Annotated in this window: 9 protein-coding genes; 7 read left to right on the plus strand and 2 right to left on the minus strand. The window is 56.7% G+C overall.

Annotated elements, in window-relative coordinates:
* Nucleotides 1-46: 46 nt before the first annotated feature.
* The 5 genes from MYB54_RS14320 to MYB54_RS14340 all read left to right on the plus strand — a co-directional run bounded on the left by MYB54_RS14320 (nt 47) and on the right by MYB54_RS14340 (nt 6577).
* Nucleotides 47-1294, plus strand: coding sequence for an MDR family MFS transporter (locus MYB54_RS14320; protein ID WP_248720950.1), 1248 nt, complete (start codon nt 47-49; stop codon nt 1292-1294).
* Between the two features lie 10 nt (nt 1295-1304).
* On the plus strand, nt 1305-2816 hold the full coding sequence (locus MYB54_RS14325; protein WP_248720951.1) for an ABC transporter substrate-binding protein: 1512 nt from the start codon (nt 1305-1307) through the stop codon (nt 2814-2816).
* A gap of 37 nt (nt 2817-2853) precedes the next feature.
* On the plus strand, nt 2854-4632 hold the full coding sequence (locus tag MYB54_RS14330) for an ABC transporter permease subunit (protein ID WP_248720952.1): 1779 nt from the start codon (nt 2854-2856) through the stop codon (nt 4630-4632).
* A gap of 138 nt (nt 4633-4770) precedes the next feature.
* The gene (locus tag MYB54_RS14335) at nt 4771-6231 is read left to right on the plus strand and encodes an AMP nucleosidase (protein WP_010285567.1); all 1461 of its coding nucleotides are present in this window, start codon (nt 4771-4773) and stop codon (nt 6229-6231) included.
* Nucleotides 6232-6337: 106 nt separating this feature from the next.
* Entirely contained in the window at nt 6338-6577 is a 240-nt protein-coding gene (locus MYB54_RS14340) for a hypothetical protein (RefSeq protein ID WP_039468374.1), read from the plus strand.
* 267 nt (nt 6578-6844) lie between these two features.
* Here the strand turns inward: MYB54_RS14340 and proP are convergent, their stop codons facing one another.
* On the minus strand, nt 6845-8347 hold the full coding sequence (proP, locus tag MYB54_RS14345; protein ID WP_039508940.1) for a glycine betaine/L-proline transporter ProP: 1503 nt from the start codon (nt 8345-8347) through the stop codon (nt 6845-6847).
* 274 nt (nt 8348-8621) lie between these two features.
* Complete coding sequence (locus MYB54_RS14350) at nt 8622-9614, minus strand: AraC family transcriptional regulator (protein ID WP_371928244.1); 993 nt, start codon at nt 9612-9614, stop codon at nt 8622-8624.
* Nucleotides 9615-9680: 66 nt separating this feature from the next.
* Between MYB54_RS14350 and MYB54_RS14355 the strand changes: the two genes are divergently transcribed.
* Both MYB54_RS14355 and MYB54_RS14360 read left to right on the plus strand, forming a co-directional pair.
* Complete coding sequence (locus MYB54_RS14355; protein WP_248720954.1) at nt 9681-10667, plus strand: class I SAM-dependent methyltransferase; 987 nt, start codon at nt 9681-9683, stop codon at nt 10665-10667.
* 225 nt (nt 10668-10892) lie between these two features.
* Complete coding sequence (locus MYB54_RS14360) at nt 10893-12437, plus strand: carboxylesterase/lipase family protein (protein WP_248720955.1); 1545 nt, start codon at nt 10893-10895, stop codon at nt 12435-12437.
* The last annotated feature ends 84 nt before the right edge of the window (nt 12438-12521 follow it).

Raw genomic sequence — 12521 nt, forward strand, 5'->3', positions numbered from 1 at the left:
TCAATAACACATTCCCCGTAACGGGCTTTTTATAACGGATCATGACATGTCAGACCTTACCGCCAACCGCGCCCCGCGGCCTTATCCCCCGTTACTTCTGGGTAGCCAGCTGGTTTTCAACATTGGCTTTTATGCCGTCGTGCCGTTTCTGGCTATTTTCCTGCGTGACGATATGCTGCTTTCCGGCTGGGCTATCGGGCTGGTGATTGGCTTACGCACCTTTTCTCAGCAGGGCATGTTTTTAGTCGGCGGTGCGCTGGCCGATCGCTTTGGTGCGCGCGTGATCATCCTGTGCGGCTGCGTCGTGCGTATCAGCGGCTATCTCCTGCTGGCGTTAGGCGACTCGCTGTGGCCGATCATCCTTGGTGCCTGTCTGACCGGTGTCGGCGGTGCTCTGTTCTCCCCCGCCATTGAAGCGCTGATGGCACAGGCCGGTACGCAAAGTGAAAAAGAGGGAAAACGTAGCCGCTCTGAGTGGTTCGCCCTGTTTGCTATTTGCGGCGAGTTAGGCGCGGTACTGGGGCCGTTGCTCGGTTCCGTGCTGGCGGGATACGGATTCCAGCGCGTGGCGCTAGCCGGTGCGGGCGTGTTTGTTATCGCACTCATCATCCTATTTTTCAGCCTACCGCCAACGCAGCGTAATCGGGGAGAATTGCAGATTGCCCCGTGGTGGGAAACTTTCCGCCAGCGCCGTTTTGTCGCGTTCATCATTGCCTACAGCGCTTATCTGTTCAGCTACAACCAGCTCTATCTGGCGCTGCCGGTTGAACTACATCGCTCCGGCAGCAGCGAGAAAGATCTCGGTCCGCTATTTGTGCTTGCTTCCCTGCTGGTGATCGGATTGCAGCTCCCGCTGGCGCGTTTTGCCCGCCGGGTTGGCGCGGCACGCATGCTGCCACTGGGCTTTGCGCTGCTAGCTGCATCGTTCTTTAGCGTCGCGCTCTTTGCCTCCAGCACGCCGCCTGAAGGCTGGCAGCGCCTGCTTCCCGCTATCTCGTTAATTACGCTGCTGACGCTGGGTCAAATGCTGATCGTTCCCGTCGGGATGGACCTTATCCCGCGCTTTGCCAACAACCAGAATTTGGGTGCGCACTATGGCGCGCTGGCTTCGATGGGTGGCATCGCCGTTCTGGTCGGCAACTTTATCCTCGGCAGCCAGCTTGACCGCGCGCTGACGCCGTCACCGCAGGCCGCTATTCCGTGGGTGCTGCTCGCCGCCGTACCGTTTTGCAGTTCGCTGGCGATGATGGTCATCTGCCGCCCGTTTAAATCCGCTTCAACCGTGAATGAATAAGGACAGATTGATGAATATGCGTAATCGCCTGTGGCCCATTTCTGGCTTGCTATCAGCCACGCTGCTGCTTTCAGGTTGCTTCAACGAGCCGGAGGAAAACCACACCTCGCATCATGACGGTCGAATCAAACTGGCGATGCTTCAGCCCCCGCGCTCCGGCCTGACACCGCTGAGCGATGATGCCTTTAAGCTGTCGCGTTGGAGCACCGCAGAAACACTGGTGGTACTCGACAAACTCGGCGAAGCCCAGCCTGCGCTGGCGACAAAATGGCAGCAGATCGATGATAAATCCTGGCGTTTTGAATTACGCCCGAACGTCCATTTTCACGATAACACCGCCTTAAACGCCGCCACGGTAGTGAATGCGCTCACCGTGGCCTCCACTGCCGCCCCCAAACCGCGCATTCTGGACGGCGTGCAGTTAACGGTAAAAGCCGATGGCGATAACGCCGTCGTTGTCTCCACGGCTAAACCGGATCCGCTGTTGCCGCAGCGTTTATCCAGTCCGCAGTTGGCGATTCTTTCCACTGCAGCATACGGTAAAAATGGCGTCGTCAATCCGATCAACACCGGAAGCGGCCCGTTCGTTCTGCGTACCGTCACCGGCACCAGCAGCGCGGTATTGGATCGATTCGACGGTTACTGGGGTGAGAAAGCACAGGCTAGCGGTATCGACGTCAGCTTTGTGTCCGATGGCGCAGCGCGCGCTGCCGCATTACGTACCGGCACGGCAGATATTGTCGAAGCCATTCCCGTTTCACAGGCACCGTTGCTGGATCAATCGCTGGTACATGAAGTCCCGATGCCTCGCACCAATACGCTGTATCTGAATACGCGCCATGGCGTGATGCAGGATCCTGCGATGCGTGCCGCCGTGCGCGATGCGATCAATCGCCAGCAGTTGGTGGATAACGTGTATGAGAAGCGTGCCGATATCGCACAAGGTCTGTTAGGCCCTGCGCTGCCGTGGGCGGCGCAGCTGCGTCAGCCGGTGGCGAATCCGGTCAAAGCCGGTACGCCTGCGGGTGCCACCATTACGCTGGCAACCTTCAGCGATCGCGCCGAACTGCCTGAAGTTGCGGTCTATCTGGCACAACAGCTTACCGCCGCCGGATTTACGGTAAAACAGGTGGTGCGTGAATATGCACAGATCGAATCCGACGCGCTGGCAGGCAAGTTTGACGCCTTTATCTTATCGCGCGCGACGGTGCTGGATTCCGGCGATCCAGTCGCTTATTTATACAGCGACTTCGCCTGTGAAGGGTCGTTCAATATGGCTCAACTGTGTCGCCCGGAGATCGATCAGGCGTTACAGAAAGCGGCTACGATTCCTGCTGGCGAAGCACGCCGTCAGGCCATCATGCAGGCAGAAAACCTGATCCTTGCCAGCGATGCCGCGATCCCAATGCTGCATGAACGCGTAATCCAAGGTGAAAGCGCACAGGTAAAAGACGCACTGCGCGACCCGCGTGAACGTACGCTGATTAACGCCGCTACGCATATTGTTACCGGCGCCAAGTAACGGATAGTGCATCCGCAACCAGAAAGATGACGAGTTTATGAGCGAATCGCTGTATTGCCGCACCTGTGCGACCATCAACCAGACGCAACGCCCGCGATACGGCGTGCTGATCCCGCTGTTTTCGCGGCTGCTGACGCTGGCGGGGATTGTGGTGCTGATTGGCATGTTGCCGTGGTTATCCGGTCAGGATCCGGCGCTGGCGCTGCTGCGCGCCCGTTCCGGCGAGCAGGAAGCGACGGCGGAAACGCTAAACGCGATTCGTCACTCACTCGGGCTGGATCAAGGCCCGCTGCAATTGCTGCTGAACTGGCTGACGGGTCTGTTGCACGGCGATGCGGGCAATTCCTGGGTTTCTGGCCGACCGGTCCTTCCGGGGATGCTGCAAGCGGCGGGTGTCTCGATCACGCTAATGGCCTCCTCGGCGCTGGTGGCCTTCACACTGGCTGCCGTGCTGTGCGCCCCTACCTTTCGGCAGGGGTTACGCGGTCAGATTCATCGTTCAGGTGGCCTGTTTGCCTCCTTGTTTACCGCACTGCCCGAATTCCTGCTGGCGTCATTTCTGCTGATTGTCGGTGCCGTCTGGCTACAGTGGTTTCCCCCTTATGGCTGGCTGGGCCTGCACTACGCGGTGCTGCCGTCTCTGGCGCTCGGTATTCCAGCAGGCGGCTACCTTGGCCGGATTATTGCCGACGCGCTATCCGCCACCTTCAGCGAAAACTGGCTCACCACCTGGAGTGTCGCTGGCGTGAGCCGTCGTCATATCGCGCTGGCGGTGCTGAAACGCACGTTGCCCAGCGTGATGCCGCTGGTCGGGCTGGTGCTGGTCTCGTTAACAGGCGGTGCCATCGCCGTCGAAAAAGTATTCGCGATTCCCGGTCTGGGACGCGCCACGCTAGGGGCGGCAGCGGCACAGGATCTGCCCGCCTTGCAGGTCGGCGTGCTGATTCTCTTACTCATCGCCTCGCTGGCTGGCATCGCCGCCAGCGGCGTTCGGCTGCTGATTCTCGGACGCGCGCTGCGGAGCGGCGCGATGCCCGTGCCGGAAGAGCACGGTAGCCCTGCGTCTCGCCATGCTATATGGCTGCCGATTATCTGCGTGCTGCTGCTGGCGCTGCTGTTGCTGGCTGGCCTGCCGCGCGATCCCTATACTTCGGCCTTTCTGCGTCTGCAGCCACCGTCGTTCCTGCTGCCTTTTGGCGCGGATGCGATGGGGCGTGATTTGCTGGCACGCGTCGCACACGGTACGTTAAATACCTGTCTGCTGGCGCTGGCGGTGTCGCTGGCCTGTCTGGCAATTGGCCTGTTGGTTGGGCTCTTTCCGCGTCTGTTCACCGGCCCGATTGAAGTGACTAACGCCCTGCCGCCAGTCATTGCCGGGCTGCTGGTCGCTGCGGTAAACGGCCCGACGGCAACGGGTGCGGCGATTGCCGTGATTGCCGTGAGTTGGGCACCGCTCGCAGCCCACATGGCGGCGTTGGTGGCTGAAATCAATGCGCGCCCTTATATTCGAATGCTGCCGATTATCGGCGTCGGCCCGATACGGCGTAGCCTGTTCTATATTCTGCCCGCGCTGATTGGCCCGCTTTTCCGTCACGCTATGCTGAAACTACCTGGCATTGCGCTGGCTCTGGCATCGCTCGGCTTTTTGGGGCTGGGCGCATCACCGCCGACGCCGGAATGGGGACGCGTGCTGGCTGAAGGGATGCCGTATATCGAACGCGCCTTCTGGGGTGTGCTGGCACCGGCGGCGGCACTCGGCGTGCTGTCGATACTGGCGGTGAGCGCGGCGAATCTTTCCGGTCGCCACAAGCACTAATCTATTATGGGACACAGCTTAAGCGCCCGCTTCTCTCCACGTTCACAGCTCCGCCAGATTTCACGATGGCGGGGCTGTGCATCTTCAGTTACGCTGTGAGCTAACTTCTGCCTAAGTACAGAATTTAAAGGAGAGAATATGCATAACAGCGGATCCCACGTCAGTCTTACCGTCACTCAGACTCTGGATAAACTGGAAGCGCTGTATGATGACGCCGTTTCGGCGCTGCGCGACGCCATCGGGGACTTCATCAATGATGGCACGCTGCCTGATGCTAACGCGCGCACGGCGGGGCTATTTGCCTACCCTGCTCTCCGCGTTAGCTGGAGTGGCAATTCGACCGGCCATCCCCGCCATCGCGCCTATGGGCGTTTTACCCATCCCGGCAGTTACTCCACTACCGTTACCCGTCCGGCATTTTTACGTGCTTATCTGGCGGAACAGCTGGCGCTGCTGGAGGGGGATTATGACGTCACCATCGAGGTTAGCCCGTCACAGCAGGAAATTCCGTTCCCCTACGTGCTCGACGGTTCCGATCTGATTCTTGACCGTTCGATGAGTGCCGGTATCGCCAAACATTTCCCCACTACGGAACTGTCACAGATTGGAGACGAGACGGCAGATGGGCTGTTTCACGCCACCACCACGTCGCCGCTATCGCACTTCGACGCGCTACGTACCGATTTCTCGCTGGCGCGGCTTCGTCACTACACCGGCACACCGGTAGAACATATTCAGCCGTTCATCCTCTTCACCAACTACACACGTTATGTCGATGAATTTGTACGCTGGGCCTGTGCGCAAATTGCCGATCCCGATAGCCCGTATGAGGCGCTATCTTGTGCTGGCGGTATTTACATCACCGCCGAGACGCCAAACCCCGAGCAGACAGTGTCCGATCTGGCCTGGAAGAACCACCAGATGCCGGCCTATCATCTGATTCCTCGTCAGGGTAAAGGGATTACGATGGTCAACATTGGCGTCGGGCCATCCAACGCGAAAACCATCTGCGATCACCTCGCGGTGATGCGTCCGCATGCCTGGTTGATGATCGGCCACTGTGGCGGCCTGCGCGAAAGCCAGTCCATCGGTGATTATGTGCTGGCGCATGCTTACCTGCGTGACGATCACGTACTTGACGCCGTGCTACCGCCGGATATCCCGATTCCCAGCATTGCCGAGGTGCAGCGCGCGCTGTATGACGCCACCAAGATGGTCAGCGGTATGCCGGGGGAAGAAGTTAAACAGCGTCTGCGTACCGGCACGGTGGTTACCACCGATGACCGCAACTGGGAGCTACGCTACGCGGCCTCTGCCCTGCGGTTTAACCTCAGTCGCGCCGTCGCGGTAGATATGGAAAGTGCGACGATTGCCGCACAGGGGTATCGCTTCCGTGTCCCTTACGGCACGCTGCTGTGTGTCTCGGATAAACCGTTGCACGGCGAAATCAAGCTGCCGGGACAGGCAAACCGTTTCTATGAAGGGGCGATTTCAGAGCATTTGCAGATTGGCATCTGCGCCATCGATCTGCTGCGGGCGGAAAGCGATAAGCTGCACTCGCGTAAACTGCGCACCTTTAACGAGCCACCGTTCCGTTAATCGGACGACGCGGTTAGACAGCCGACCCTATTCGGGCGGTCGGCTGCTCTAGCGTGACTAAATACGTTATGTTATAACAAACCAAACTCCATAGCGGATAAGCCCAATGAAAAAAGGTCTGTCAGTTCTGTTTCTTTCCCTCGTCGCGACACAAGCCTCGGCGTTTCAGGCAAAAATGGCTCAGTCTACGGAGAGTGGATTGAACAATATTGATGAACCTAAGCGCACCTTTGCAGGCTTTACGCCAATGGGGCTGGAAACCATTCATCCCGGCCAGTGCGATGCGACCTCCATTAACGGCTGTGGTTGCCCGTTTTGCACCCAGCTGCGGCTCATTGGTCGCTAGCCCTACGTGACAGAGTCGTTGTACGCGACATAGCAACAGCGCCACATCCGTGGCGCTTGAGGTTGCAGACAAAATTCGTAGAGCGGGAGTAACGGATAGATCGTAAAGACGCTGTGAATACGTCCATGTACGCTCGGCTTGCGCCATCCCTGGCGCAAACGCTTTACTCTTCTATTCCGTTACTCCCGTTTTCGTTCTGCAAATAGGTTTGTCAACGGCCTGATAAGCGCTACATTCGTGGCGCTTGTTTATGGTCAGTAAATTGTGTCAATTAATCTCAGGATGCTGTTCGGTCAGCCGTTTTCTTTTCTTCTCCAGCTCGGCGATTTGCTCATCAATCTCTTCTATTTTCTGCTCGATATTGTCGTACTGTTCCTGCAACAGCTCTTTGGCTTCCGTCCGATCCGATGCCGCGGGCGTTGCGCCTTTCAGCGGCTGATTAGCGGTTTCACGCATCGACATCCCGGTAATCAGGCCGATCAGCCCAATCACCATCAGGTAATACGCCGGCATATATAAGTTACTGGTTGATTCCACCAGCCACGCCGCCGCCGTTGGCGTAAAGCCCGCAACCAGTACGGAAACGTTAAATGAGGTCGCCAGTGCGCTATAACGAATATGCGTCGGAAACAGTGCAGGCAGCGTTGAAGCCATCACCCCCGTGAACGAATTCAGCAGTACGGCCAGCATCAGTAATCCGCAGAAAATCAGTCCAATCACATCGCTGTTGATCAAGATGAAGCTGGGCACCGACAGCAGCAGCAGCCCAATACTGCCGCAAATAATAAACGGTTTACGCCCATAGCGGTCGCTCATCAGTCCCATCACCGGCTGCACAAACAGCATCCCGATCATGACGGCAATAATAATCATCACCCCGTGATCTTCCGAGTAATTCAGGCTGTGTGAAAGGTAGCTCGGCATGTAGGTCAGCAGCATGTAATAGGTGACATTGGTAGTAATCACCATCCCGATACAGATCAGCAGACCTTTCCATTGCTTGGTCACAATTTCACGCAGAGAAATCTTCGGCGGGGATTGGATGCTGTCTTTTGATTCTTTATCAATCTTGTCAACGTGCTGTTGGAACGTCGGTGTTTCTTCCAACGCATGGCGCAAATAAATCCCAATTAATCCGAGCGGCGCAGCAATAAAGAACGGAATACGCCATCCCCAATCCAGAAAACTTTCTTCTCCCACGATGGAAGAAATGAGCACCACGACGCCCGCGCCCATCACGAACCCGGCAATAGAACCGAAATCCAGCCAGCTCCCTAAAAAGCCGCGTCGTCTGTCCGGGGAATATTCAGCAACGAAAATCGCCGCACCGGTATATTCACCCCCGACGGAGAATCCCTGCGCCAGTTTCGCCAATAACAGCAGTATCGGTGCCCAAATACCAATCGACTCATAGGATGGAATCAAGCCAATACAGAATGTGCTCACCGACATGATAATAATGGTGATCGACAGAACTTTCTGGCGGCCAAATTTATCCCCCATCGCACCAAAGAATATTCCGCCGAGTGGCCGAACCAAAAAGGGAACCGAGAACGTTGCCAGCGCGGCAATCATTTGTACGCCAGGATCGGCTCCGGGGAAAAAGACCTGTCCGAGCGCATACGCCACAAAGCCATAGACACCAAAATCAAACCATTCCATCGCATTACCCAATGCGGCTGCGGTAATGGCTTTTTTAAGTCTGGCATTATCAATAATGGTAATGTCCTGAATTTTCATCGGTTCGATTTTTTTCTTTTTTAATCTCATCCTTTTTTCCTTTGCTTAAAAAGCGACCGTTTATTAAAAATGAAACACGCTTTTTCATGCACAGGGAACCACCCGACTGCACGCTGAAAAATAAACTGCTTATTGGTCGCAATATTCATTACACGTTGACACTGCTGGATGAAGTATAGAAGAATTTGGATAAAAGCTCGGATTCAGACACCGCATGCCCAAATAACGCGCGGGAATATAATAAAAGGAAAATAATGGTAAATAGTTATGACAAAATCATCACATTACTGTCAGTGGGGTATTTTTACTTACGCGAAGTAATCATTTTCGGGTTACGGTTAAAATAGCGTGTAAATGCCAGACTGAAATTAGCAGGGTGTCGATAGCCAACTTGCCAGGCCGTCTGCGCCACCTGAAATCCCTGTTCCAGTAGCTGATGCGCCCGTTCCATCCGTATCCGCACTAGCATCTTACCCGGCGTGGTCGCAAAGCAGCGATGAAACCCCAGTTTGAGTCTGGACTCACTCATTCCCGCCTGAGCCGCAATACAGGCTAGCGTCAGCGGTTCGGCCAGATGCTCGCGCATCCAACGGCATACCTGCTCCAATTGCTGCCGTTCCTGTGGGTGAATAGCGCCGCGCTTCTCTTCCGGTTGTAGGACGTGCCTATACTGTGCCAGCAGGCTTAAGGCGTGGATATGGCGATTTAGCGGATCGCCATCACCGCACAGCGCATTGACGTGCACCTGACTGGCCGCAGAGACGGGCGTAAATGCGCGCAGCTGTACTCTATCATCGTTGAACAACTGCTCGGCACAGTCCGCGCCAAAATAGCGCGCTGCCGCCGTTTTCCCCACCAGCAGCCGTAGCTGATCGACCTGCTGCTGCGCCTGATAATGGCGCTCGCCCGCGCTGGCACCAAACGTCGTCATCGTGACATGCTGCTGGCGAAACCCGATCGATGAGCCGCCGCAATCGTAATAAGCAGACTCCCCTGCCAGCGCAAACGTCATGATCAGCATCGGCTGCGAATGCGGGTTCTGCGTTTCTTCCACCAAGGCACGATACGGGCGATATTGCGAACGCGCCAGCGACAGATCCGCATCAATACGGCTGAAATCCGACCAGCACTCACCGATGTTGCCTGGCAGTATCCGACGCGAATCAGAACGATTCACCTCACTCATCCGGCACCGGTCACCTGACGGTAGTCCCTCTCGCCCCCGTTGCTGTCTTTGCGCCATCTTCCCCCCGCCGTTTTGCATATGAAAAATGCCGTCTCGCATAACAATGAACATAATAACGATTCTCATTTATAGATAGCATATTCCCTATCGACTGACCATCAATGGGAAAAACCACCTATGAATCCATTAGAGACGTTATGGCAGCTTGCCGCCAGCAGCGTGAAGGCGGATGCCTTATATCTGGCGCTGGAACAGCAGATTTTCGACCGGCTGGAAGAAGTCACCACGCCGCAGCAACTGGCGGAAGCGCTGGGCTGGCAGCAGGAGAAAACCGGGTTTCTGCTTGAGATCCTGTGGAGCATGCAGCTATTGACGCGCCATCACGACGGCTATTGCACCGCTCCGGCTTGCGCCGCCGTGCTCTGTCGCAGCAGTTCACGTTTTCTGGGCGACGCCTGGCGCTTTCGCCTGACCAGCCTGCGTCAGTTTGGTCAGGGGCTCGGCGACAGTATGTCTCAGCCTTTGCAAACGCAGTTGAGCGAATTACCGCGCGATGCGGCGTGGGCCAATGCCGCGGAACAGCAAATCGCTCAGGAGCAGCGGGCAATAACGGCCGACCGTGCCGAGCAGTTGATCGCCAGCCTGCCGGATTTCCCACAAATCAGACACGTTCTCGATCTGGGCGGCGGCCCCGGCTGGGTGGCGATTACGCTGGCGCTGCGTCATGCTCAGATCTCCGGCACGGTGTATGACCTGCCGCAGACCGCCGCCGTGGCGCAGCGCAATATCGACGCAGCCGGATTATCTGCACGCCTGTCAGCGCAAAGCGGCGCATTACCCAGCGAGAAATACGATCTGATTTGGAGCTCTTCGTTCCTGCATTTTGTCGAAGATATCCCCACCATGCTGACCACGCTCCACGATACGCTGTCATCGGAGGGCACGCTGGTTCTGGCACAGGCGGAGATTGCCGAAGCGCCGGAGGATGCCGCACCGGTTTTGCCGTTCTACCTGCCGATGCAAATGAGTGGACGCCACGTCACGCGGGAAGGTCAACTGACGCAGTGGCTGTTAGAAACGGGCTTTACCTCCGTCGAAACTCGTCGTCATCAGGCATTTCCCATGGCACCGCTGAATGTACTGATCGCCCGCAAACACGGGTAACCGCACATGCTTCCTCCCTGTTGACACCGGCAAGACTGACAACGCCGCTGCTGCATCATGTTGATGATTATCATATTTCTGCACACCTAAGGTTGTCAGCCCAGTGCAAAGCGCCTATAAATGACATTACAGGGCGTGACTGATTGAGAAAAGGCGAACCTGCCAGACGTGATAGGCATATCACGTCTGGCAGGTTTTTTTGTTTTCATCCCTAAGGAAAAACGCATGGATAAAAAAATCACTGCCAGCCTGATATTACTGCTGGCTGCCGTCAGCCAGCCGGCGCTGGCAAACGATCCACAGGTGACGTTAGACAGCGGTCGCATCAGCGGGACCGAGACGCAAGGCGTCGATGCTTTTAAAGGCATCCCCTTTGCCGCCCCTCCCATCGGCGAACTGCGCTGGCAACCGCCGCAACCGGTGCAAAACTGGAGCGATATTCGCTCAGCAACGGCATACGGCAAGGATTGCATGCAGAATCCTTTTCCCGGCGATGCCGCGCCGCTCGGTGTTGGATTCAGTGAGGATTGCCTGACCGTCAACGTGTGGCGGCCAGCTAACGCCACAGGCACGCTGCCGGTGATGGTGTGGATCTATGGCGGTGGTTTCGTCAACGGCGGCGCCTCGCCCGAGATTTATTCCGGGCAGGAATTTGCCCGCCAGGGCGTCATCTTCGTCAGCTTCAACTATCGCGTCGGCCGCTTTGGCTTTTTTGCCCATCCGGCGCTGGCCGATCAGCCGCTGCGTGGCAACTACGGCTTGATGGATCAAATTGCAGCGCTGAAATGGGTGCAGAAAAACATCGCCGCTTTCCATGGCGATCCGCAAAACGTCACCCTGTTTGGTGAATCCGCAGGCGGTTTTGCCGTCGGATCGCTGCTGACCAGCGAGCTATCTCAGGGATTATTCCAGAAAGCGATTATTCAATCCGGCTCCGGCAGACAAAATATCGTGCCTAACCAAAGCTGGCAAAAAGCAGAACAGGCTGGTCTCGCCTTCGCCAGCGCAAATGGCATTAGCGGTCACGATGCGCAAGCCCTGACGGCGCTGCGGCAAATTCCCGCAGATAGCGTGGTGAACGGCCTGAATATGGCCTCCATGAATGCACCGGATTATTCCGGCCCGATGCTCGATGGCAAAGCGATCGCCGCAGAGCCGCAGGATAGCTACCGTCAGGGTAACTTCCAGCGCGTGCCGCTGATGATTGGCGCTACAGATGCCGATATCAGTTTCCCGCCAAAAGTCGCAACGTCAGACGACGCGGTTGCCGTTTTCCCTGCCAGCGATAGGCAGCAGGCTCTTCAGGCTTACCACGGCATGTCACCGCAGGAGATCGCCAAGGCCGTTTCCAGCGACCGTTTCATGGTGGAACCGGCGCGTTTTGTCGCACGTATTTGGGAAAAAGCCGCGCTACCCGTGTGGCAATTCCGTTTTGGCTACGTTGCCGATAGCATGCGCGCGCAGTGGCCTGCTGCCGTTCACGCCAGTGAGATTCCATACGTCTTTAACACGGTAACGGCACGCTATGGCGAGAAAACCACGCTGCAAGATCGTGCCGTTGCCCAGCAGATGAATCAGTACTGGGTGAACTTTGCCCGCACCGGTAACCCTAACACCAGCGGTTTACCGACATGGAACGCCTATAGCAGCCAGAAAGACAACATTCTGTTTATCCCTGCGGCAGGTGCAGAACAGACTCGCGATATCGCCGATCCATGGAAAACGCGTCTTGATCTGGTCGAGAAACTGGCGGAGAGCGGTACGCCATAGCGTACGTTATCCGGCGTGAAGCCGTTGCAAAGGCGTTTGCGAAGCGCAGATCGCCGGCATAAAAAAGCCAGTCAGTAAGGGCTG

This window comes from Pectobacterium nicotianae, from assembly GCF_023272715.1.
Classification (GTDB): Bacteria; Pseudomonadota; Gammaproteobacteria; order Enterobacterales; family Enterobacteriaceae; genus Pectobacterium; species Pectobacterium brasiliense.

What these genes read in the sequence shown, in the direction of transcription:
- MYB54_RS14320 (WP_248720950.1), top strand. Translation starts at nt 47, where the DNA reads ATGTCAGACCTTACCGCCAACCGCGCCCCGCGGCCTTATCCCCCGTTA.
- MYB54_RS14325 (WP_248720951.1), top strand. Translation starts at nt 1,305, where the DNA reads ATGAATATGCGTAATCGCCTGTGGCCCATTTCTGGCTTGCTATCAGCC.
- MYB54_RS14330 (WP_248720952.1), top strand. Translation starts at nt 2,854, where the DNA reads ATGAGCGAATCGCTGTATTGCCGCACCTGTGCGACCATCAACCAGACG.
- MYB54_RS14335 (WP_010285567.1), top strand. Translation starts at nt 4,771, where the DNA reads ATGCATAACAGCGGATCCCACGTCAGTCTTACCGTCACTCAGACTCTG.
- MYB54_RS14340 (WP_039468374.1), top strand. Translation starts at nt 6,338, where the DNA reads ATGAAAAAAGGTCTGTCAGTTCTGTTTCTTTCCCTCGTCGCGACACAA.
- proP (WP_039508940.1), bottom strand. Translation starts at nt 8,347, where the DNA reads ATGAGATTAAAAAAGAAAAAAATCGAACCGATGAAAATTCAGGACATT.
- MYB54_RS14350 (WP_371928244.1), bottom strand. Translation starts at nt 9,614, where the DNA reads ATGTTCATTGTTATGCGAGACGGCATTTTTCATATGCAAAACGGCGGG.
- MYB54_RS14355 (WP_248720954.1), top strand. Translation starts at nt 9,681, where the DNA reads ATGAATCCATTAGAGACGTTATGGCAGCTTGCCGCCAGCAGCGTGAAG.
- MYB54_RS14360 (WP_248720955.1), top strand. Translation starts at nt 10,893, where the DNA reads ATGGATAAAAAAATCACTGCCAGCCTGATATTACTGCTGGCTGCCGTC.